A 19,530-nucleotide genomic window follows, 5' to 3' on the forward strand; every position below is an offset into this window, starting at 1 on the left:
TTAATTATTAATTATTAATTGTCGATTAAGGAAAATAGACGATCGCCTGTGCGTTGATTTTCCGCCGGAGTTCCTATGGTAATTCTTAAACCACCTCCTGTATGGCGAATTAAAGAACCCTGAGATTTCATAGCCTGTACTATTTGATTTAATCGCTGATCAGAATTATTAGACTTGAGACGACCATAGATAAAATTAGCATCACTCGGCCAAAATTTGAACAGAGGATGATTAGCCAACCGCGTCCAGAGGCGATCGCGTTCCCTAATAATTTCCGGGATGACCTGTTGTAATTCTTCCCGGTGAGTTAAGGCTAACAAAGCCGCTTCTTGGGAGAAACTAGGGAGGTTATAGGGAAGGCGCACCTTTTCTAAGATAGTAGTCAATTCCGGGGAAGTTATAGCATAGCCAACCCGCAAAGAAGCCAACCGAAAAGCCTTAGAAAAAGTCCTTAAAATCACCCAATTAGGATGTTGGGTAATTTCTCCGGCTACTGTGGTTTGACTAAACTCAAAATAAGCCTCATCAATGACTACTAAGATATGTTGGGGAAGACTCCGCAGCCAGTCTAATTCTGCCTCGGTTAAAGCATTAGCGGTGGGGGAGTTGGGATGCACCACAAACACTACTTTAATGGGGGGGTTTTGCTGGTCGAGAATAGCCTGTTTGGCGGCGATTAAATCTATTTCAAAATTCGCCTCCGACCGATTAACTGTGACTACCGGAACCCCTAAAGTTTGGGCGAGAATAGCATACATGGAGAATGTAGGGTTGGCTACTAAAATCGACCCAGAACCATTTAAGCAGGTGGCAATTAACAGAGAACGGATCAACTCATCAGAACCGTTCCCTACAGACACATAATCAGCGGTTATCGGGGTGGAAACCTCGGAAATGGCAGAATTAACATAATTAGCGATCGCCTTTTTAACAGGCTCGTGGCTGCCGTCTGGATAACGATTGGTTTCAATATCCCGTTGATAGATACTCGCCAATTTCTGTTTCAACTCCCCTGGTAGGTCATAGGGGGACTCGTTAGTATCCAGGCGGTCCATAATTAGATCAGACTTAACCGCACTACCAGAGTCTCCCCCTGGGTGGGGGGTGTAGGCTTCAAATTGATTCAGATCTTCGCGAATAAATGGCAACATATATATAGAGTGATTTGAGAAACTATTACTCAACCCAAGCAACTAGAGGTTTAATCAATGGTTGAAAAACAGATTTTGATGCTGGTGGGTGACTTTGTAGAGGACTGAGTTTGTGAAACTACTGGGAACACAAATTATCCATTCTTAGATATCTTTCCCCCTGGCAATAGGCATTCGCCAACCTGTCCCAAAAGCGCGATCGCTAATTTTCAACCCAGGGGGTGCTTGGCGGCGTTTAAATTCTGCGCCCATAACCAATTTTACCATACGTTCCACAGTTTGGCAATCATGTCCGGCTGCAATAATTGTGGCAACAGATTCATGTTTTTCGATGAGCCGATAGAGAATATCATCTAAGATATGATAGGGGGGGAGAGAATCACTATCAAATTGACCGGGTTTTAATTCCGCACTGGCGGGTTTAATCAGGACATTATTAGGGATAATTTCTCGACCTCGGCTTTCATTTAACCATTTGCAAATTGAGTAAACACGGGTTTTTGGCACATCCGCAATTACCGCTAAACCACCATTCATGTCACCATAAAGGGTACAGTATCCGACGGCGATTTCTGACTTGTTACCTGTGGAGAGTAACAGATGACCGAATTTGTTAGAAATTGCCATTAATAAAGTCCCCCTAATTCGGGATTGCATATTTTCTTCAGCAATACCAAATTGAGTCCCGGCGAACAAGTCATATAGGGTGGTGTCAAAGGCATTCATAACCGACTCAATTGGCAGTGTTTTGGTGGAAATTCCCAGGTTTTTAGCTAAATCAAAAGCATCCTCAAGGGAATGTTCGGAACTGTAGGGAGATGGCATCAAAACCCCTAAAACTTGCTGACTGCCTAGGGCTTCGGTAGCAATAGCAGCGACCAAGGAAGAATCAATCCCTCCACTTAACCCAATTACCACCTTAGAAAAGCCACATTTTCGGGTATAGTCTCTCACGCCCAAAACCAAAGCCCGCCATATTTCCTCATCTTCATCGAGCAATTGTGTATCGTCACTATTGACGGATTCACCGACAAAGGTAGAACTGTTTGAATCCCATTCAATTATTTGAAAATCGGTCTGAAAAGGGGCTAAACTTTTAACTACTTCACCCCCACCATTAATCACTAGGCTAGAGCCATCAAAAATGAGGTCATCATTAGCGCCGACTTGATTGGTATAAATAATGGGGATTGCGTAGCGGCGGGCGCTGTGAGTTAGCATGGCTTTTCGTAATTGTTGTTTCCCGGCGCGATAGGGGGAACCGGACAAATTTACTACCCAATCAACATGGCGATCGCTTAAATCTTTCATGGGGTCACAGGGATAGTTACGGTGTCCCCAAAACTCCTCATCATTCCACAGGTCTTCGCAAATAGTCACCCCAATTTTTACTATCTCCTCCGAGCGAGGTTTTTTGAAGATTAAAACATCACTAGCTGGGGCGGGTTCAAAATAGCGATGTTCATCAAATACATCATAGGTGGGGAGTAGACGTTTATGGAACACCTGTTTAATCTCACCACCCATTAATAATGCTGCTGTATTAAATAGGGGTTTTCCTCCCAATTCGCTGGCGCGAGGATTGGGGAAAACTGTACCTACTAAAACGGCTAATTCTACGGGTAGTTGTTGGGCGAGTTTTTCGAGTTGTTGTTGGGCGGCATTAATAAAACTGGGGCGGATTAATAAGTCTCGCGGGGGATAGCCAATTAGGGCTAATTCCGGGGTGATGAGTAAACTAGCATCCTCGTTAATAGCGGACTGGGCGGCTTCCAAAATTAGTTGAGCATTACCTGTTAAATCACCGACTGTGGGGTTAATTTGAGCGATCGCAATTTTCATAATTTCACGGCTACCATTTAGGATTGTTGATAAATATTACCATACAGATAGAACTTGCCCATTTATCTAATTTGGACATCTGGTGGTTAGGGAATCTTAAATAACTCAACTCATGGTTATGTTTCCTGAGCGAAAATATGCGTTTTCAATGTTAGTATCCAGGGGAGGGTTCACTAAGGAGGGCAAAATCGGGTTTTGGTCAATATTTCTGCTGAGTTTAAGTCAATTTCTCAGTGTTGACTATTGCCAATCGCCATGGTATCATAAATATGGGAAATTTGGGGTAAACTATCACGGAGGGACGGCGATCGCGATCGCTCATGAACGGACAAAAACCTACTTAGAATCATGACAGTAGCAATGGCTGTAGCGCGAGATATCCTCAAATTAACCATTGGTGGGGGGTGCGTCCTGGGTAGCTTGGCGTTCCCCTCCCTAGTCGCGACAGAAGGGATGGTCTGGGGAAACATCTTAGCCACGGCGTTAGGGAATGTGGCGGCGGGGAATACGGCTAATGCGATCGATGCTTTAATCGATGCACGAGAGGGGGGAGTTTCCCTAGAAAATCAGGATTTAACCAAAGCAGTCGGAAAAGCGATCGCTGCCGTCATCACCCTCGCCGCTAAACAACAGCGCGGCAAAACCCGTCAACATCTGGAAAAAATTGCTGCCCAAGCCAAGGATAACTGGGTTGCGATCGCCCAACAGGAACTCACCAAACAACGTTACCCCGACCTGCGAGAAGCCCAACTCGACCAATTCCTTACCCCCCAAGAATACCAACTCACCCAACAAGGCAACCTCACCGCTACCGAATGGGGTGATATTTTTATCCGCCTCAACATGGCAGCTTGTAAAGGGGGTGGCTTTCCCATTCCCGCCGAGGTACGTCAACAAGTCGCCGAATTACTCCACACCACTTTCCCCAAAGCCTTGCGGGAAACCCTGAAAGAAGACTTTGCCAAGGATGGGAAAGCCTTTGCGGGGTTAACCTTGCAGTTACTCACGGGAATGCAGGCACAACTGAGGCAACTGCAAGCGAATCAAGGGGGGGTGAATGTTGAGGAGTTCAGCCAAATCCTGCAACAGTTTCAGGAATTGGAAACCCAGTTACGGGGAAGTGTTAGCCAGCAGCAGGCGTTTTTTCGGGAGATTTCCCGTGATATTGAGTCCGGTTTTGCGGAAGTCTGTCAACGGTTGGGGGTAATGGAAACCACCATCAGCGACTTGTTACAAACCCTAGAGGAACGCCTAGAGGAGTTGCGCCAAGAAGTGACGGAATTTCGTCAAGAGGTGCGGCAGGGGTTGGAGGCGCTGCACAATCAACCGGGGGGGCGATCGTTATCTAAACAGGAGTATCGCGATCGTCAAAATATCTTGACTCAGATGCGAACCGAGGTAGAAAGCCGTTTAACCCAGTCTATCCACCGGGCGGCGATCGTGAATTTGGGCAAAGAACAGCAACCCCAGCAGGTGCAACGTCCTTGGGATATGTCGGTGAAAGTGGGGGAACAGCGCAGCGTTAAGTTACCCCCCCAGACGACGATTCTGGATGTGTTTGATAATCCCACCATTTCCGGCAAGTTCCTGATTTTGGGCAAACCGGGGGGCGGCAAAACCACGACCTTATTAGAGTTAGCGGAAGCCTTGGTTGAGCGGGCAGAAGGGGATAGCAATGCCCCCATTCCGGTGATTTTGGAGCTTTCGAGTTGGCAGGAGGTGACAAAACGGAAGTTTTTGTCCTTTGGAGAGCGGGAAAAATATGACCCTTCGATTAAGGAGTGGGTTCTGTCTCAGCTTATCAGTAAGGGGGTGAGTCAGGACATCGGGGAACAGTGGCTTCGGGAGAAGGAGTTAGTGCTGTTGTTGGATGGGTTAGATGAATTGCAAGCGGAACGTCAGGGGAAGTGTGTCCGAGCAATTAATCAGTTTTTAGGCAGTGAGTTTTCGCCGTTGCATTTGGTGGTGTGCAGTCGCAAGGAGGAATATGAAGTCTATGAGGAGATATTGCAGTTAAATGGGGCGATTTGTTTGGAGGATTTGACGAATGAGCAAATTCGGAATTATTTTGCTTCGGTCAATCTAGGGGAATTTTGGGAGAGGATTAAGGGTTTTGAGAAGATTATCGATTTTATTCGTCAGCCGTTGTTTTTGGCGGTTACGAGTATTGCTTATCAGCAAATTGATGTTGAGGAGTGGCGGGATTGTAATACGGAAGAGAGAGCGATCGATTATTTGCTGGGTGTTTATCGAGTGACCATGATTAATAAAACACAGCTAAGTCATTTTTACAAACCACAAAAACATCCTAAATCCACTGTATTCCAAAACAGATTAGTCAGGATATCTTGTTATTTGAATTGTCAATATTTTGACACAAAACAAATAAGTGTTCACTCTTTACAACCATCATTTTTAAAACCCAAACATCATAACATTTATACTATTTTAAACTTTGCGATTTTGATGGGAACTGGGTTAATGGTTTTGGGCATATCTATGCAACCAAGTTTCAATTCATCAAATCATATAATAATCAGTGACTATTTAACGGTGATATTTGCATTTTTAGGTTTTTTATACGCTTTTTATGTCACCACGGGGTTTTTAGGAAATTCATTCAACTCTGTATCTGAATTATCAGAACATTTGTCTAAGAGCAGCAATACTAACAAATTACTTCATAGATGTTTACCTGTTTTTTTGATATTAATTTTGGCAGCATTATTTTTGACGTTTTCGTTATATGTGTCGTTTTTATACTTTAGTCAAAGGGTAGATACTATTTATGATAGTTGGCTATATCCAAATAACCCTTTCATAAGATTATTTGTATTGAGTTTTGGGATTTCTATAGTTTTGACTGGGTTGAAAGGTTCATCAATTGAAATCAATCAAAAACTCAATCTAAATAAGGATAATTTTATTCCTATTTTAGCTATTTCTTCATTTGGAACTTGTATTTTTTTGATATCTTTTTGGCATAGTCTAGCTATTTGGATAAGCAATCAACTTATGAATTCCCCTGAAATCCCCCATGATTCTCAATATGGAATACATCTCTTAGGGTTTATGTTATCAATATTTTACTGCTTAACCATTGTCTTTTTCTGTAAGATTAGCTATAGCCAAACAACAAAATCAAAAAGTAAATTAATACTAGATATGATTTTTACTTCAGGATTTTTATTCATTATTGGAGGAATTGCAGGATTCATTCCAAGTCTAAGTTTTGGGATGGACATAGCGTTAAACAATGGCTTAACCCTAGCATTTATATTTAGCTTGTTATCAGGATTTTCTTGCATTCAATACTTTTCACTCCGCCTCATCTTGTGGCTAACAGGTCAAATGCCCTGGAATATCACCCGTTTCCTGGACTACTGTACAGAACGCCTCATCCTGCAACGAGTCGGCGATCGCTACCGCTTTATCCATCGCCTCGTGCAAGAACACTTCGCCAACCTAGAAATCCAGAAAGAGTAAAACCTTGGGAGTAAAACGCACTTGAAATTTGACATTTTAGGAGAGATTGATGACATTGAAACTATTGCTTTTAATCGCTCAATTCGAGAACTCGAACGACTGGAAAAAGCCTATGGTTCTGGACGGTGGCGTAAACTGAAAGGCATCGCCACCATTCAACTCGAAGATGGCACAATCTGTCAAGCCGAAATTCATTGGTATGAAGCCCACGGCATTGGGCGCAAAGAATTCAAGATTAAATATCTACTGGAGTAAAAGCCATGAACTTTGTTGTTTGCATCAAAAATACAGACTATGCCGCTTCCCTAGAAGTTCGCAAGATTTATCAAGTCTTACCCGACTCAAAAGCCGATCGCCATCAAATGATTCGGGTTATTGATGAATCAGGGGAAGATTATCTGTATCCTAACTCCTATTTTATGCCTATTGAACTCTCTGCCCCGCTCCAACAAGTGTTAAAAATGTCTTAGGCTGCGTGGAATCAAAGAAACCCGGTTTCTGGAAAATTGGCTATAATAGTCCTAGCCCCCTTAGCCCCTCCTCAACTTAAATCGGTTTAAGGATGAGTCGGCATCAATCAGGTACAATTAGACATCAATCACCAATCCGAAAGACTCATGCTGAACATACAACTAGACCCCGAAACCGAAGCCCGTTTAGTGGAAATTTTAGCCAAGGAAAAAACGACCAGCGATGAATTGATTAAACGGTTGGTTAAAGAACGCTGGTTGAGTTTACAACCCCGCCAAACTATTGTCGAAAGATTGGGCGGACATCCTGAACATCTGTTAGAAGATGCGCCGCCTGATTTGTCGGAAAGGGCTAATCGCAAAAAGGCGATCGCTCATTATTTGCAAAAGAAATATCCTCAAGATGATTTGCCATGACCTACTATCCTGTAATGATTGGATATAAACGGCTGAAATTAGCAGTAAACATTGAAGGATAAAATCATGCCCATTATTAAAATTTCTAAGCAGTATTTAATTGACCAAAATGAGGAATTTATTACCGTAGATGTGCCTGCTTCAGTGGTAGCCCTCTGGCAACGGGATTATGCCAAGGTTGCCCAAGCCAAGGGATTGCTAAAAGATAAGCGAGACAAAATGCGGGCTCATCTCGACACAATGCGTCAGGAATGGGAGCGGTGAAATATCTCTACGACACCAACATATTTATTGACTACTTGGCTGACGAAGCAGCAATCTTGCCATTTTTCTCAGAATCATTTATCAGACAAAATGAGGTGATTATTTCCTGCATTGTGCGAATTGAGTTGCTGAGTTTCCCAGAATTATCCAATGAGGAAGAAGCGGTCATTACTGATTTGTTGATGCAGTTTGAACAAGTCCCCCTACTGCCCCAAATTGAAGATCGCACCATTCAATTACGGCGACATAACCGCCTCAAACTTCCCGATGCCCTGATTGCGGCAACTGCATTGCACTGCTCTGCTTGTGTGATGACTAGAAATGTGGATGACTTCAAGCGCGTACCTGAGTTAACATTATGTAATCCCTTTGAAGGGGTGAAGGAGGGTAATGATACAGATTAACCATTCCCCACCCAAGCTGCCAAATCATTTGTAACGGCTAATGGGCGAAGAAAAAATTTTGTTTAACGGCAGTTTACTAATACTTAGCTTATGAAAATTACAGCAATTATTCATCCAGCAGAAGAAGGTGGCTATTGGGCAGAAGTTCCGGCACTTCCGGGTTGTATTACCGAGGGAGATACTATAGAAGAGGTTCGGCAAAATTTACAAGATGCTGTTCAGGGGTGGCTCACTGTTGCGAATAATAGCCTAAACAAAATAGAGCCAACATAGTCATCGGCTCAAATATCTTGTAAAATTTCTGGCGTTAAGCCTCGTTGTTGTGCTTTGTCTGAAATTTCTGCCATCACCTCAGTTAAACGCTTGTCATATAAATTTCGTCGTAAAAATAACTGAACAATATGACTTAACTGTTTCTGGATTTCCGGGTTAGCCTGTTCAAATGCCGCCTTAATCTCTTCATCAACCTGAAGAATAATACTAGCCATAGTTTTCTTGTCAATTAGCAATTTAGGGTTTGACACAATTATAGCACCATATCACCCCCCGTTTAACCATCCCATCCCCCCGGTGGTTGTCCCCCAACCCCTCGCGCTCGTGGTGACTGCCGCAATACCTAGAAAGGGACCCAGATTTTCTCTCCATATCGCGATCGCCCCTTGACAATACTTGGCTATAATAGTATCAACCCTTGCCCTGTCCTCAAGATGACATTCACCACCGATACTCCTGTAACTTGGCAATACCTAGAGATTGATGCTCAAAATCAGGCAACCATTGCCCAGAGTCGCGTTTCAGTTGCCCAACTAATTCAAGAAAAACACGCCCACGGCTGGAGTCCAGAAGAACTGCACTTTCAACACCCAGAAATTTCCCTGGCTGCCATTTATTCTGCCCTCAGTTATTACTACACCTATCAACCCCAAATTGATGCTCAAATTGCCCAACAACAGGAAGAAATCCAGAACCTGAAAGCTGATTTAATTACAATAGGAGTCGGTCATCATACTGCCGATTTTAAACAAAGGCTTCAGCAAAAGAGGAAAAGCTATGAACTTTGAGTATCTGAGAAATCGTGTTTCTGCAATAGTTTCAGGGACTAAGCAGAGTTTTGATACAAACCCGGTTTATGATTCCCCACCTTCAAAATAAACCCGGTTGAGCCAATAGCGAGTATAATAAAAACATCACCTGAAAGCTGACTCCAAAACCGATGTCTAATTACCAAGAAATTCTGCATCAAGCTCAAACTCTAACCTCAGATGAGCAAAAACTTCTGTTAAAAGAACTAGCTACCCTAGTTTCTCAGGGTGAACCCTCTCAAGAGGTGCAAAACACTACCGAATCACCCCGACTCAACTTGAATCGATGGCGTGGGTTTCTACCCAAGCGCGTTGATGCTCTGAAATTTCAATTAAAAATTCGACAAGAATGGGATGCCGACTAAATACCTTCTTGATACTAATATCCTGATTTATTATTTTAATAATCAGCCGGAAGTTCAGGATGTATTTGAGGAAATTGACAGCCGACAAGCAGAGGGATTTTACTGTCCAATTACTTGGGTTGAATTGCTTTGTTACCCTGGTCTAACCGAAAAACAAGCCCATCAAATGCGAGAAATTTTAAGGCTAATTAACTGCGTATCATTGACCGATTGTCCAATCAGCGGCAAGCCAACGCCAAGCAGCCGACCATTGGCAAGCTGAAGGAGTCGGCACCGCCTCTGGTGGCAATTCGGGAGAATTGGCGAGGATTAGGTTTTCAGGTTTGAGTTAGTGTTCGTCTTTTTCAACTAGGAGATAGCTATGATTGCAGCCAAAGAAAAAGGGCGCTACTTTACGCCGGAGGAGTATTTTACTTGGGAGGAGCAGCAACTCGAAAAGCATGAGTTAATCGATGGTCGCGTGTATGCGATGACGGGTGGCACGCAAAATCATAGTGCGATCAAAATTAATATCGTCAGCCTCATCAAAGCGCACTTGCGGGGAAGTCGATGTCGAGTTTTTAATTCGGATCTAAAGGTCAATATTCTTGATACCTCTAACTATACTTATCCTGATTTGAGTGTGACTTGTGACGATCGCGATCGTGAGCATACACAATACATTACCTATCCCTGTCTAATTGTCGAGGTTTTATCCCCCAGCACTGAGGCTTATGACCGGGGCAAGAAGTTTGAAATGTACCGCCAAAATCCGAATTTGGTGGATTATGTATTAGCTAGTTCGGAGGAGATGGCGATCGATATGTATCACAAAAACGAGGCGGGGGATTGGTTAATTCTGAGCTATCGACCCGGCGATGTTGTGGAGCTAAAAAGTATTGGATTCAGTGTGGCGATAGAGGAATTTTACGAAGAGGTTGTCTTCGAGTAGGGCAATTATTCACTGTTGTTATGAGCTAAGAAATAGTGATGATCGCAGCCAAAGAAAAAGGGCGCTACTTTACGCCGGAGGAGTATTTTATTTGGGAGGAGCAACAACTCGAAAAGCATGAGTTAATCGATGGTCGCGTGTATGGGATGACGGGTGGTACCAGAAATCATAGTGATGTGGCTGGTAACTTTTTAGCGATTATCAAGCCTCATCTCCGAGGCAGTGGTTGTAAAACCTACAATTCTGATTGTCGCGTAAATGTTCTCAACACTGACAACTATATCTATCCAGATCTGAGTGTTACCTGCGATCAGAGAGACAATTCTAGCGCCCAATACATTACCTATCCCTGTCTAATTGTCGAGGTTTTATCCCCCAGCACTGAGGCTTATGACCGGGGCAAGAAGTTTGAAATGTACCGCCAAAATCCGAATTTGGTGGATTATGTATTAGCTAGTTCGGAGGAGATGGCGATCGATATGTATCACAAAAACGAGGCGGGGGATTGGTTAATTCTGAGCTATCGACCGGGCGATGTTGTGGAGCTAAAAAGTATTGGATTAAGTGTGGCGATAGAGGAGTTTTACGAAGAGGTTGTGTTTGAGCCATCGTCTAATGCGGTTTAGTGTACAAGATGGATGACTCCAGTGCGATCGCCCATATCTCCACCCGCCACCCCCACCAAAGCAGCCTCAAACCGTGTAACTTCCTGGGTGTTAGAATAATCCCTAATGTTCCAGGCATCAACATGAAGTTCGAGCGCGACACCATCGTAAAATTAACCATCGGTAGCGGGTGCGTCCTGGGTAGCTTGGCGTTCCCCCCCCTAGCCGCCGCAGAAGGGATGGTCTGGGGAAACATCTTAGCCACCGCGTTAGGGAATGTGGCGGCGGGGAATACGGCTAATGCTGTTGATGCTTTAATCGATGCACGAGAGGGGAGAGTTTCCCTAGAAAATCAGGATTTAACCAAAGCAGTCGGGAAAGCGATTCTCTACGAGACGCTACGCGAACGCCGCCGTTATCACCCTCGCAGCCAAACAACAGGGCGGCAAAACCCGCGAATATCTCGAAAAAATCGCCGCCCAAGCCAAGGATAACTGGGTTGCGATCGCCCAACAGGAACTAGCCAAACAACGTTACCCTGAACGACGAGAAGCCAAACTCGACCAATTCCTCACCCCCCAAGAATACCAACTCACCCAACAAGGCAACCTCACCGCTACAGAATGGGGTGATATTTTTATCCGCCTCAATATGGCAGCCTGTAAAAGGAGAAACCTCACCCAGCAGCAGGCATTTTTTAGGGAGATTTCCGGCACAATTGAGTCGGGTTTTGCCGAAGTCTGTCAACGGTTCGGGGTGATGGAAACCCAGATAACTCAGTTGTTGCAAGGACTGGAAAGAACCCTCGAAAGTTTGGTGGAGGAAATTCGATCGCATTTTGATGCCGCTAACCCCCATCTTTCCTTAGCAGAATGGCGAGCGATTGCGGAGTTAATGCTGCCTAACCGACAGGTATTCTTAACGGCTAATCCGGCATTTAAGCGGGTGGATGTTTATGTGCCGTTGGCATTGGTGGAGCTATACCCAACTAAGGAACGGAAACCGGGGCTAAGTCTGGAAAACCGAGAACAGTGGGAACGGGAAGAAGAGAGAATGACTCCTATTAGTGAGGATGAGTTTTTTAATCGGGTTTTGCGGCAGGGAAAAACTCCCCAAAGTCAGGGGCGACGGATTGCCGTTATTGGTGAACCGGGGTCAGGAAAAACGACACGGTTACAGGCGATCGCCAATGGGATATTCGGGCTTGGGTTGACTTGGCACAATTTACCCAACCGACCCTAGTAGATTATCTGGAAAACTGGCTGAAGTCGGCGGGAGTTGAAGGAGCGATCGCGGAGCGTGGCGGTAGCCGTATCGCCTTTTGTCGGGTGAATGTGTGGGAACCGGATAAAAATGCCTTTTCCGGGTTTGATGTATATCGGAATTTACCCTTTCAGTCGGAGCAGATGGAAACCTTGATCCGGGGATTGTTTGCCCAGAGTGATTAAAAACAGTAACTCCTGGTAGTAAAGGCTTGTAGCTTTTTGAGGCTAAGGTGCATATCCCCTTGATTCTGTATAACATCCACCTTTAAAAAAGGCTGAACCCCTTGCCATTTAAGGAATTGGGCGAGTAATGAAGTTTTGTGTATGCTAGATCTAGAAATTTTTGACACCTCGATATTTATGTGCTAAAATCCCAGCACAGCTTAGTTATGGAGGGTTCAGCTTCCTAAAGTCTTAGGTATGTTAGGCTGCTAATCGCCGCCTAATTAATAATGGTTATGTCGCCAGCCCTCGGTGGAGTCGTGGCTAAATGCTGTCGGTTTTGCAGCCAGGTTAAGTTAGACCAGTTGGCAGAGAGTTACACAAGATCTTGAGCAAGGATGAATTAACCCAAATGCCTAAAGATATGGTGATCATACAAACTATATTTCTCTAGTTAAGTCAATTGATTCTAATAACCCATCATGAGTACAGATTTTCTACAACCAAATCTTGAGGACTTGCAACAAGACGTAATAAGTCTACTTAAGAAAATCGAAGAGTTAATGTATCGTGCCAGTAATCTGTTGATTTCTGACCCTTCAGGTAAGAAGTATGCCGGGTTTCAAAAAGAAGTTGTAGATGCCAAAAAGAATGTAGAAGATCTTGAGTTAGTCATGGCGATCGTTGCTCCTATGAAGGCGGGGAAGTCTACGATTATCAACGCGATTGTTGGACAAGATATATTACCTAGTCGGGCATCAGCCATGACTACGTTACCCACGGAAATTATTCTTCGTTCTGATCAAGCACAGCCAGTTTTAGAGCTGAAGCCAAATACTATTTCATGTTTAAAGAGGACTCTTTCAACTCTACAGCAGAAAATTCAAACAAACGGTCTAAATCAGGCAGTTACCAAAATGGCAAAGTATCCCCATTTAACTTCACTGATTCCGAAAATTCAAGATGGCTTCTCGATTCAGTCTGAGATAGGGGGGTTAGAAGGCATCAAACAAACATTAACGGATTTGAATGACATCGTTCGCGTTTGTACAGTTCTTGAGCCGTTGATAGATCCATTAAATCAAGAATATTTTGACGTTCCCTGCATCTATACTCCTTTCTGGAAAGCCACAGATGCTGGTCAATCTAAATTCTTAGGAAATCTCGTTATTGTTGATACTCCCGGACCTAATGAAGCCGGAGAAAACCTGAGATTGTCTGCGGTTGTAGCAGAGCAATTACGCCGAAGTTCAATGGTTCTAATTGTCCTTGACTTTACACAGTTAAATAACAAAGCAGCAGAGGAAATTAAGCGCCAAGTTGAACCGGTTGTTCGATTGTTAGGGAAAGAGAATTTATATGTTCTTGTCAATAAGGTTGATCAAAGAACTGAAAAAGATCCGATGACATCTGAGAAGGTGAAGCAGTTTGTCATTGCTGATTTGGGATTGGGTGAATCAAGTGATGCAGGAAGGGTGTTTGAGGTAGCCGCCAGATGGGCTTTTTGTGCGGCGAGTTTCCTTTCGGAAATGCAACATCACCCTAATATTAAAAAAGAGGAGATGAAAACTGCAAGAGCTTTAGCAGAGCAAGTTTTTGGGATTGATTGGGAAGAAGAACTTGAAGATTGTTCATTGGAACAATTGCAAAAAAAGGCTCAGAGATTATGGAAGAAGTCCGGTTTTGAGCCCTTCTTGGAGAACGCCATCAATGTTCTCATGGAAAGTGCTGCTCCCAGATGTATCAAATCTGCACTTAATCTTAGCCGTCAACGTTTAGAAGAATTGAGAGATGACGTTATACTAAGAAGTAGTGCCATTGCTAAAGACGAAGAGAAACTCAGGTTAGAAGTGGCAGCGTTGGAGCAAGATCTTGAACATCTTGAACTGAGTCGTAAGCGACTTAAAGAAGTTGATAATATCAAGAATCATCTTCAAAAAAATCTTGAAGACTTACTTGGGAAATTAAAGGAAACAGCAGCCATAAGTCTTGAAGATTACTTTGCCAAAGAAGACTATGAGCAAGCTAATTTAATCCAAAGGCTAGACATAGAAGCAAGAAAAATTTTTACGACTCCGCTGGGTAGCTTTGAACTATTTCCTAAATGGATTTCCCAAAGACTGAAAAACGCCGTAGAATTGAAGAGTTCTGGAATCTTGGAATTTAAGAGTGATGATGAAGCAGAGGAATTTGCCAATGGAGCCGTTGCTTATGCCAAGCAACGAGCAGAGAGTCTTCTGGTCGCCGTTCGAGAGGAAACGATTCGCGAGGTTGAGAAAGCACGTTCAAAATTAATGAGTTTTTTGGAACAAGAAACAAACCCCATTATTGAAAGAGCACGTACCCGTCTTAATAAATCTTTTGATATCACCCTTTCTCTACCCCCTCCTGTTGTAGATACATCTGACCATATATCTGTTAATAGACCTCCCATTAGAAGCCAAACCAAAACCATAGGTCAGGGATATGAAGAAGTAACAGTTAACAAAAGAGTGTGGTGGCATTGGCTTTGGATAATACCAATCGATCTTACAGAAAAACGAAAGCGTCCTGACAAGAATGTAGATTATTATACGGTTTCACTAAATGAGTTGATTCCTGAAATCAATTATTCAATGGAAGCGAGTATTACTGCTCTTGAAGAAAGTTTGAATAAGTATCTTGATGATGATTTCCAACAGCGGGTTGATCAATTTTTTGCCTCTTTGGATGCCTATTTAAGTAACTACAGGGATAGCTTAAAGCAGGCTCAGGAAGATCAGCAACTTGCTGCTGAGGAGAAGAAAACGCTTATCAGTGGGTTGAACTCAATTGTCCCAGAGGCAACTGCACAAATAAAAAAGTGTAGAACTTATGCTGAGTCTGCCAATTCATTACTCCTAAGACAGTGAGGAGCAAACCATCTCGAGGAACTCAAAAAACTAGAGCGTTGAGTTCCTATAGTTAGCGATAAAGCACTGCTCAACTTAGTGAATGGAATTCCCATAAATGGTGACCTTGTACGATTCACAATGTGAAATTAAAAGTGAGTCTCACATATAAACAGTACCGATTGGGAACAAAGCGAATGGGAGTCGTAGCGATCGCATTTCGATGTTTTTTGGGTTAATCTTGACCCCACAATTGGCAGTGAAATTCAGAAAAAACGACCCTGTGTGATGATCTCACCGGATGAAATGAACCTTTATATTGCCACGGTGATTATTGCACCAATGACGACAAAAGGGAAAGCCTACCCGACGCGAATTGCCTGCCAGTTTCAGGGTACAGTTTGATCAAACCTTGCCATTATTGATATTGTAGGAGTGATTTGTGAAAGCCCGTGACTTGCTCAAGCCAGGTGAAAAGGTGGTTGTTATTTTTACAGCCGAAGGTAGCCAAAACCCAATTCGGTATCTTCCTTGATGTAGCTTTAATTCTGGAACAATGGCTGAAGTCGGCGAGAGTTGAAGGAGCGATCGCTGAGTGTGGCGGTAGCCGTATCGCCTTTTGTCGGGTGAATGTGTGGGAACCGGATAAAAATGCCTTTTCCGGGTTTGATGTATATCGGAATTTACCCTTTCAGTCGGAGCAGATGGAAACCTTGATCCGGGGATTGTTTGCCCAGAGTGAATTAAAATAAGAAAAACCAAACCTTTTACCCTGATGCTAGTTCATCCTTCCCTCCCTCCCCTCCATCATCTCCCTGATTCGTTACCCCTAGATGGGGCGGTGCGAATTGAGTTGGAATCCGGTGTCCCAATTTTTCGGGCATCGGCAACCGTGCAGAATCGGATTGTCATGTTGTTGGAAAAACAGCAACTTGAAGCCTTAACTGAGTTAGAAGAACAGGAGTTAGATGCCTATGAGGAAATTGATGATTATTTAAGTTTTGTCAATCGCACGATTCGGAATTTGGCAGTTGCGCCTAATTCCCAAGGTTAAATAAAATGGATCGTCCCTGGATTTCTGAACAGATACAAGCAACGGTTAGGCAACGCGCCAAAGGACTTTGTGAATATTGTCATGCTTCGGAACAGTGGCAATATGTACAATTTACCATCGATCACATTATTCCTTTAGCAGAAAGGGGGTCTAGCGATCTTAATAATTTGGCTCTGGCCTGTTTTCACTGCAATCGTCGGAAAGGACGCTATCAAGAGGCTATTGATCCAGAATCGGAGCAAAAGGTCGCTTTGTTTCATCCCAGACAGGATCGGTGGCTGGATCATTTTCGCTGGTCTGACGATTGTCTAAGGATTATGGGCATTACTCCCACTGGACGAGCAACGGTGGCAGCACTAGCCCTTAATCGGGAACGCATCCTGGCTATTCGAGCCGCCGATTACGAAATTGGGCGACACCCACCCTTGGACGATAGAGAGTTGGTTTTGTTGTATTGGCAAATTGGGCGGGAAATTTTAGCACGGCAGGCTCAGGAGGGCTGGGGCGCAAAGGTGATTACTCCCCTTCTTGCCCGGTATCAGCAGGAGTTACCGCAGGAGTTGCGGGCGGTTTTGCCCAGTGTGGCGCAGTTGGAGATGGCGTTAAATGAAATTACAGAAGTTGGCGGAGGGGCGAATGATCAGTGACCTAAAAGAAAAACCCAATCTTAATTTACTACGACAAAAACGTGAGGACATTCTCGCTATTGCTCAAAAACACGGAGCAAAGAATGTAAGGATTTTTGGCTCTGTGGCGCGAGGTGAGGCTGATGAGGATAGTGATATTGATTTCTTGATTGACTACGACCTAGAAAAAATTACCCCTTGGTTTCCTGCGGGTTTATTGCTCGATTTGGAGAATTTACTCCAGCGTAAGGTGGATGTGGCTACGGTGGATATGCTGAAAGCCCGCATTAAGGATCGAGTTTTAAGTGAGGCGATCGCTTTATGAGAAAACCAGAGGAGCGCTTACAGGATATTTTAGATGCTATTGAGGCGATCGAGCGATATGTAAGCCAAGGGAGGAGTGCTTTTGAGGATCAAGAATTAGTTCAAGTTTGGATTGTTCATCATTTACAAATTATTGGAGAAGCAGCCAATGATATACCGCATGAGTTAACTGCTCTGTATCCACAAGTTCCTTGGGTACAAATTATTGCATTCAGAAATATTATTGTTCATGAGTATTTACGCTTGTCTTTGAATTTGGTTTGGTCAATTGTTGTTAATGATTTACCGAGGCTGAAAGTTCAGGTTATTCAAATATTGTCAGAAGTTGGTGAAGGGGGCGATCACTGAGTGAATTAAAAGCACAAAATCTGTATTTTGACGCTAGGATGGCTCATGATTTAGAGGAGGTAGATATTGTTGCAGATTTGGGAATGTTTGCATTTAGTTTATTGGTGGAGGGTTAATCATGTTAAAAGCAGTAGAAGCCATTATTCAACCAGACGGAACGATTCGCACTTTGGAGCCTTTGCGAGTTGAGGTGGCGACAAGGGCGATCGTGACGGTGCTTGCCCCTCTACCTACCAATGGGGCAGGGAACGGAGCCAAAATTCTGGCATTGTTACAATCACCTCGATTGGCAAACCGTCCTGTAGCTGACCCTTTGGAAGTGGCAAAACGGATTGAGAATTTACGCAATGACTGGGAGCGAGAATGAAAGACGCATTCAGAAATTATGGCAGATTATGATGATTGAGATGAGGCGGATATTTTAGCGGCTCTGGGAATGTTTTAAATTAATATACAGAGGATGAAACCATGTTTATGCAAGAACTAAAGCTCGAACTAGCGTTTGAATTTTCGCCAGATGAAGTGAAACTACTACTGGCAATCAAGCTTTATGAGGTGGGCAGGCTTTCGATTGGACAAGCGGCAAAGGTGGCGGGTTATTCCCAACGAGCATTTATGGAGATTTTGGGACATTATCATGTGCCTGTCTTGGCCTATTCTCCTGATGATTTAGCCGCAGAGGTTGACTTATTGTCATGAGTCAAAATCTGGGTCGATTGATTGTGGATGATCTGCAAGCTCGGAAAGTGGCTCAACGCTTGGGGGTGAAAATCACAGGAACTATGGGAATTTTAATTATAGCGAAGAACAGGGGAATGATTGATTCGGTTAAGGGGGTGATTGACTCTTTAGAATCGGTTGGGTTTTATGTGAGCGAAGCTCTGAAAGCCCAAGCGTTGAAGTTGGCGGGTGATGATGAGTCGATGACTGGAACGGTTAACAGCACTGATTCAGGAGAAGTTGGTGGAGGGGGCGATCGCTGAGTGAATGAAAAGCACAAAATCTGTATTTTGACGCTAGGATCGCTGGGGTGGCGGGTCTAGGGTGGCGGGTTCTCTCGCTGTAAGTGTATTTTATGATTTATTAAAGGTGGCGAGCGGCAATGCCGACGCTGTGCAAACGATGCCTAAAAAGATTGGGGAGTTAAAGGCTATGCTTAGAAAAGCGGGTGCGGCACTCCAAATACTTAAAGATAAGGAGCAAGGTTAATGATCCCATCTAAATATCGCATCAATATCATCTGGTCTGAAGAAGATAATTGTTATCTGGTGGAACTGCCGGAGTTTGCCACGCCAATACAGCGCTATTTTACCCACGGGGACACCTACGAGGAGGCACTGACTAACGCCCAGGAGGTCTTGGAGTTGTTACTCGAAAGCTACAGGACAGAGGGAAAGGATCTACCAGAGCCGCAGGTGTTACAAGTTGCTGGGGGAATGGATTAGCTGAATGAGTGGAAAGCACAAAGTCTATATCTTGACCCTAGGATCCCTTAGCTGGCGGGTCTAAGGTGGCGGGTTCTCTGGCTGTAAGTGTATTTTCTGATTGATTAAAGGAGGCGATCGATGAGTGAGTGGAATATCGAACCTTTGGGAAAAATTGCTGTTATACAAACGGGTCGTCTTGACTCAAATGCTGCGGTGGATGGAGGAATATATCCTTACTTCACTTGTTCACCTGTCACCCGTTCTATTAATGAATATAGCTTTGATGGTGATGCTGTTTTACTAGCATGCAACAATGCAAATGGGATATTTTCTGTAAAGCACTACAATGGCAAATTTAACGCATATCAAAGAACCTATGTAATGTTATGGTCGAAAGGGAAGTCACCTTCGCCAACTCCAATTCCAAACCGTGCTTT

At 43.8% G+C, this 19,530-nt stretch carries 31 protein-coding genes; 28 read left to right on the forward strand and 3 right to left on the reverse strand.

Going from position 1 to position 19,530, the window contains the following annotated elements:
- Positions 1 to 14 precede the first annotated feature (14 nt).
- Entirely contained in the window at positions 15 to 1,151 is a 1,137-nt protein-coding gene (locus tag P5683_RS08630; RefSeq protein ID WP_006623176.1) for a histidinol-phosphate transaminase, read from the reverse strand.
- Positions 1,152 to 1,295: 144 nt separating this feature from the next.
- A complete protein-coding gene (locus tag P5683_RS08635) occupies positions 1,296 to 2,993 on the reverse strand; it encodes an NAD+ synthase (RefSeq protein ID WP_046318601.1) in 1,698 nt (565 codons plus the stop codon).
- Positions 2,994 to 3,341: 348 nt separating this feature from the next.
- Between P5683_RS08635 and P5683_RS08640 the strand changes: the two genes are divergently transcribed.
- The 7 genes from P5683_RS08640 to P5683_RS08670 all read left to right on the forward strand — a co-directional run bounded on the left by P5683_RS08640 (position 3,342) and on the right by P5683_RS08670 (position 8,307).
- Positions 3,342 to 6,479, forward strand: coding sequence for an NACHT domain-containing protein (locus P5683_RS08640; RefSeq protein WP_315641822.1), 3,138 nt, complete (start codon positions 3,342 to 3,344; stop codon positions 6,477 to 6,479).
- 21 nt (positions 6,480 to 6,500) lie between these two features.
- A complete protein-coding gene (locus P5683_RS08645) occupies positions 6,501 to 6,734 on the forward strand; it encodes a hypothetical protein (RefSeq protein ID WP_006623181.1) in 234 nt (77 codons plus the stop codon).
- A 5-nt stretch (positions 6,735 to 6,739) separates the two neighbouring features.
- Positions 6,740 to 6,949, forward strand: a complete 210-nt coding sequence (locus P5683_RS08650) for a hypothetical protein (protein WP_006623182.1) — start codon at positions 6,740 to 6,742, stop codon at positions 6,947 to 6,949.
- Positions 6,950 to 7,096: 147 nt separating this feature from the next.
- Positions 7,097 to 7,366, forward strand: a complete 270-nt coding sequence (locus P5683_RS08655; RefSeq protein ID WP_006623183.1) for a hypothetical protein — start codon at positions 7,097 to 7,099, stop codon at positions 7,364 to 7,366.
- A 66-nt stretch (positions 7,367 to 7,432) separates the two neighbouring features.
- On the forward strand, positions 7,433 to 7,630 hold the full coding sequence (locus P5683_RS08660; protein WP_006623184.1) for a hypothetical protein: 198 nt from the start codon (positions 7,433 to 7,435) through the stop codon (positions 7,628 to 7,630).
- On the forward strand, positions 7,618 to 8,034 hold the full coding sequence (locus P5683_RS08665; protein ID WP_315641821.1) for a type II toxin-antitoxin system VapC family toxin: 417 nt from the start codon (positions 7,618 to 7,620) through the stop codon (positions 8,032 to 8,034). Before P5683_RS08660 ends, P5683_RS08665 begins: the two co-directional genes overlap by 13 nt.
- A gap of 90 nt (positions 8,035 to 8,124) precedes the next feature.
- Positions 8,125 to 8,307: a type II toxin-antitoxin system HicB family antitoxin gene (locus tag P5683_RS08670; protein WP_006623185.1), complete on the forward strand. Its 183-nt coding sequence runs from the start codon at positions 8,125 to 8,127 to the stop codon at positions 8,305 to 8,307.
- 8 nt (positions 8,308 to 8,315) lie between these two features.
- On the opposite strand, the gene P5683_RS08675 is transcribed toward P5683_RS08670, so the two are convergent.
- Complete coding sequence (locus P5683_RS08675) at positions 8,316 to 8,558, reverse strand: hypothetical protein (RefSeq protein ID WP_231296489.1); 243 nt, start codon at positions 8,556 to 8,558, stop codon at positions 8,316 to 8,318.
- 183 nt (positions 8,559 to 8,741) lie between these two features.
- Here P5683_RS08675 and P5683_RS08680 point away from each other — a divergent pair, with 183 nt between their 5' ends.
- The 21 genes from P5683_RS08680 to P5683_RS08780 form a co-directional block, all read left to right on the forward strand.
- The gene (locus tag P5683_RS08680; protein ID WP_315639666.1) at positions 8,742 to 9,095 is read left to right on the forward strand and encodes a DUF433 domain-containing protein; all 354 of its coding nucleotides are present in this window, start codon (positions 8,742 to 8,744) and stop codon (positions 9,093 to 9,095) included.
- 152 nt (positions 9,096 to 9,247) lie between these two features.
- Positions 9,248 to 9,481 (forward strand): hypothetical protein, encoded by a 234-nt coding sequence (locus P5683_RS08685; RefSeq protein ID WP_046318596.1) that lies wholly within the window; start codon positions 9,248 to 9,250, stop codon positions 9,479 to 9,481.
- Complete coding sequence (locus P5683_RS08690; RefSeq protein WP_046318595.1) at positions 9,471 to 9,743, forward strand: PIN domain-containing protein; 273 nt, start codon at positions 9,471 to 9,473, stop codon at positions 9,741 to 9,743. The genes P5683_RS08685 and P5683_RS08690 overlap by 11 nt, the downstream gene beginning before the upstream one ends.
- A gap of 99 nt (positions 9,744 to 9,842) precedes the next feature.
- A complete protein-coding gene (locus P5683_RS08695; RefSeq protein WP_046318593.1) occupies positions 9,843 to 10,412 on the forward strand; it encodes a Uma2 family endonuclease in 570 nt (189 codons plus the stop codon).
- A gap of 38 nt (positions 10,413 to 10,450) precedes the next feature.
- The gene (locus P5683_RS08700) at positions 10,451 to 11,038 is read left to right on the forward strand and encodes a Uma2 family endonuclease (protein WP_006669608.1); all 588 of its coding nucleotides are present in this window, start codon (positions 10,451 to 10,453) and stop codon (positions 11,036 to 11,038) included.
- Positions 11,039 to 11,046: 8 nt separating this feature from the next.
- Entirely contained in the window at positions 11,047 to 11,511 is a 465-nt protein-coding gene (locus tag P5683_RS08705; RefSeq protein ID WP_006623194.1) for a hypothetical protein, read from the forward strand.
- A gap of 157 nt (positions 11,512 to 11,668) precedes the next feature.
- Entirely contained in the window at positions 11,669 to 12,259 is a 591-nt protein-coding gene (locus tag P5683_RS08710) for an ATP-binding protein (RefSeq protein ID WP_315639665.1), read from the forward strand.
- Positions 12,232 to 12,465, forward strand: a complete 234-nt coding sequence (locus tag P5683_RS08715) for a hypothetical protein (RefSeq protein ID WP_006669611.1) — start codon at positions 12,232 to 12,234, stop codon at positions 12,463 to 12,465. Before P5683_RS08710 ends, P5683_RS08715 begins: the two co-directional genes overlap by 28 nt.
- 461 nt (positions 12,466 to 12,926) lie before the next feature.
- The gene (locus P5683_RS08720; protein ID WP_006623196.1) at positions 12,927 to 15,335 is read left to right on the forward strand and encodes a dynamin family protein; all 2,409 of its coding nucleotides are present in this window, start codon (positions 12,927 to 12,929) and stop codon (positions 15,333 to 15,335) included.
- Between the two features lie 243 nt (positions 15,336 to 15,578).
- Positions 15,579 to 15,719, forward strand: a complete 141-nt coding sequence (locus tag P5683_RS08725) for a type II toxin-antitoxin system PemK/MazF family toxin (protein WP_315651105.1) — start codon at positions 15,579 to 15,581, stop codon at positions 15,717 to 15,719.
- 47 nt (positions 15,720 to 15,766) lie between these two features.
- Positions 15,767 to 16,066, forward strand: a complete 300-nt coding sequence (locus P5683_RS08730; RefSeq protein WP_315641820.1) for a hypothetical protein — start codon at positions 15,767 to 15,769, stop codon at positions 16,064 to 16,066.
- Between the two features lie 23 nt (positions 16,067 to 16,089).
- Complete coding sequence (locus P5683_RS08735) at positions 16,090 to 16,368, forward strand: hypothetical protein (protein WP_006623199.1); 279 nt, start codon at positions 16,090 to 16,092, stop codon at positions 16,366 to 16,368.
- 5 nt (positions 16,369 to 16,373) lie between these two features.
- On the forward strand, positions 16,374 to 17,015 hold the full coding sequence (locus P5683_RS08740; protein WP_006623200.1) for an HNH endonuclease: 642 nt from the start codon (positions 16,374 to 16,376) through the stop codon (positions 17,013 to 17,015).
- The gene (locus P5683_RS08745) at positions 17,005 to 17,319 is read left to right on the forward strand and encodes a nucleotidyltransferase family protein (protein WP_035759067.1); all 315 of its coding nucleotides are present in this window, start codon (positions 17,005 to 17,007) and stop codon (positions 17,317 to 17,319) included. The genes P5683_RS08740 and P5683_RS08745 overlap by 11 nt, the downstream gene beginning before the upstream one ends.
- Positions 17,316 to 17,666 (forward strand): DUF86 domain-containing protein, encoded by a 351-nt coding sequence (locus tag P5683_RS08750; protein ID WP_006623202.1) that lies wholly within the window; start codon positions 17,316 to 17,318, stop codon positions 17,664 to 17,666. The genes P5683_RS08745 and P5683_RS08750 overlap by 4 nt, the downstream gene beginning before the upstream one ends.
- A gap of 118 nt (positions 17,667 to 17,784) precedes the next feature.
- The gene (locus P5683_RS08755) at positions 17,785 to 18,033 is read left to right on the forward strand and encodes a hypothetical protein (protein ID WP_006623203.1); all 249 of its coding nucleotides are present in this window, start codon (positions 17,785 to 17,787) and stop codon (positions 18,031 to 18,033) included.
- Positions 18,034 to 18,134: 101 nt separating this feature from the next.
- Positions 18,135 to 18,365, forward strand: a complete 231-nt coding sequence (locus tag P5683_RS08760; protein ID WP_006623204.1) for a UPF0175 family protein — start codon at positions 18,135 to 18,137, stop codon at positions 18,363 to 18,365.
- A complete protein-coding gene (locus tag P5683_RS08765; RefSeq protein WP_006623205.1) occupies positions 18,362 to 18,649 on the forward strand; it encodes a DUF3368 domain-containing protein in 288 nt (95 codons plus the stop codon). Before P5683_RS08760 ends, P5683_RS08765 begins: the two co-directional genes overlap by 4 nt.
- A gap of 61 nt (positions 18,650 to 18,710) precedes the next feature.
- Positions 18,711 to 18,875 carry a hypothetical protein gene (locus P5683_RS08770; RefSeq protein ID WP_006623206.1) on the forward strand — a complete coding sequence of 55 codons (165 nt, stop codon included), beginning with the start codon at positions 18,711 to 18,713 and terminating at the stop codon, positions 18,873 to 18,875.
- Positions 18,875 to 19,111, forward strand: a complete 237-nt coding sequence (locus tag P5683_RS08775; protein ID WP_006623207.1) for a type II toxin-antitoxin system HicB family antitoxin — start codon at positions 18,875 to 18,877, stop codon at positions 19,109 to 19,111. Before P5683_RS08770 ends, P5683_RS08775 begins: the two co-directional genes overlap by 1 nt.
- Before the next feature lie 120 nt (positions 19,112 to 19,231).
- The coding region (locus P5683_RS08780) for a restriction endonuclease subunit S (protein ID WP_006623208.1) at positions 19,232 to 19,530 on the forward strand (299 nt) is incomplete at its 3' end.

The organism is Limnospira sp. PMC 1279.21 (assembly GCF_032349615.1).
In the GTDB taxonomy this organism is placed as follows: Bacteria; Cyanobacteriota; Cyanobacteriia; order Cyanobacteriales; family Microcoleaceae; genus Limnospira; species Limnospira fusiformis.

Coding starts and splice junctions, on each gene's coding strand:
- P5683_RS08705 (WP_006623194.1), top strand. CDS start 11,047: ATGGATGACTCCAGTGCGATCGCCCATATCTCCACCCGCCACCCCCAC.
- P5683_RS08670 (WP_006623185.1), top strand. CDS start 8,125: ATGAAAATTACAGCAATTATTCATCCAGCAGAAGAAGGTGGCTATTGG.
- P5683_RS08700 (WP_006669608.1), top strand. CDS start 10,451: ATGATCGCAGCCAAAGAAAAAGGGCGCTACTTTACGCCGGAGGAGTAT.
- P5683_RS08710 (WP_315639665.1), top strand. CDS start 11,669: ATGGCAGCCTGTAAAAGGAGAAACCTCACCCAGCAGCAGGCATTTTTT.
- P5683_RS08690 (WP_046318595.1), top strand. CDS start 9,471: ATGCCGACTAAATACCTTCTTGATACTAATATCCTGATTTATTATTTT.
- P5683_RS08685 (WP_046318596.1), top strand. CDS start 9,248: ATGTCTAATTACCAAGAAATTCTGCATCAAGCTCAAACTCTAACCTCA.
- P5683_RS08775 (WP_006623207.1), top strand. CDS start 18,875: ATGATCCCATCTAAATATCGCATCAATATCATCTGGTCTGAAGAAGAT.
- P5683_RS08745 (WP_035759067.1), top strand. CDS start 17,005: ATGATCAGTGACCTAAAAGAAAAACCCAATCTTAATTTACTACGACAA.
- P5683_RS08635 (WP_046318601.1), bottom strand. CDS start 2,993: ATGAAAATTGCGATCGCTCAAATTAACCCCACAGTCGGTGATTTAACA.
- P5683_RS08720 (WP_006623196.1), top strand. CDS start 12,927: ATGAGTACAGATTTTCTACAACCAAATCTTGAGGACTTGCAACAAGAC.
- P5683_RS08680 (WP_315639666.1), top strand. CDS start 8,742: ATGACATTCACCACCGATACTCCTGTAACTTGGCAATACCTAGAGATT.
- P5683_RS08755 (WP_006623203.1), top strand. CDS start 17,785: ATGTTAAAAGCAGTAGAAGCCATTATTCAACCAGACGGAACGATTCGC.
- P5683_RS08640 (WP_315641822.1), top strand. CDS start 3,342: ATGACAGTAGCAATGGCTGTAGCGCGAGATATCCTCAAATTAACCATT.
- P5683_RS08750 (WP_006623202.1), top strand. CDS start 17,316: ATGAGAAAACCAGAGGAGCGCTTACAGGATATTTTAGATGCTATTGAG.
- P5683_RS08650 (WP_006623182.1), top strand. CDS start 6,740: ATGAACTTTGTTGTTTGCATCAAAAATACAGACTATGCCGCTTCCCTA.
- P5683_RS08695 (WP_046318593.1), top strand. CDS start 9,843: ATGATTGCAGCCAAAGAAAAAGGGCGCTACTTTACGCCGGAGGAGTAT.
- P5683_RS08655 (WP_006623183.1), top strand. CDS start 7,097: ATGCTGAACATACAACTAGACCCCGAAACCGAAGCCCGTTTAGTGGAA.
- P5683_RS08660 (WP_006623184.1), top strand. CDS start 7,433: ATGCCCATTATTAAAATTTCTAAGCAGTATTTAATTGACCAAAATGAG.
- P5683_RS08630 (WP_006623176.1), bottom strand. CDS start 1,151: ATGTTGCCATTTATTCGCGAAGATCTGAATCAATTTGAAGCCTACACC.
- P5683_RS08760 (WP_006623204.1), top strand. CDS start 18,135: ATGTTTATGCAAGAACTAAAGCTCGAACTAGCGTTTGAATTTTCGCCA.
- P5683_RS08740 (WP_006623200.1), top strand. CDS start 16,374: ATGGATCGTCCCTGGATTTCTGAACAGATACAAGCAACGGTTAGGCAA.
- P5683_RS08665 (WP_315641821.1), top strand. CDS start 7,618: ATGGGAGCGGTGAAATATCTCTACGACACCAACATATTTATTGACTAC.
- P5683_RS08735 (WP_006623199.1), top strand. CDS start 16,090: ATGCTAGTTCATCCTTCCCTCCCTCCCCTCCATCATCTCCCTGATTCG.
- P5683_RS08765 (WP_006623205.1), top strand. CDS start 18,362: ATGAGTCAAAATCTGGGTCGATTGATTGTGGATGATCTGCAAGCTCGG.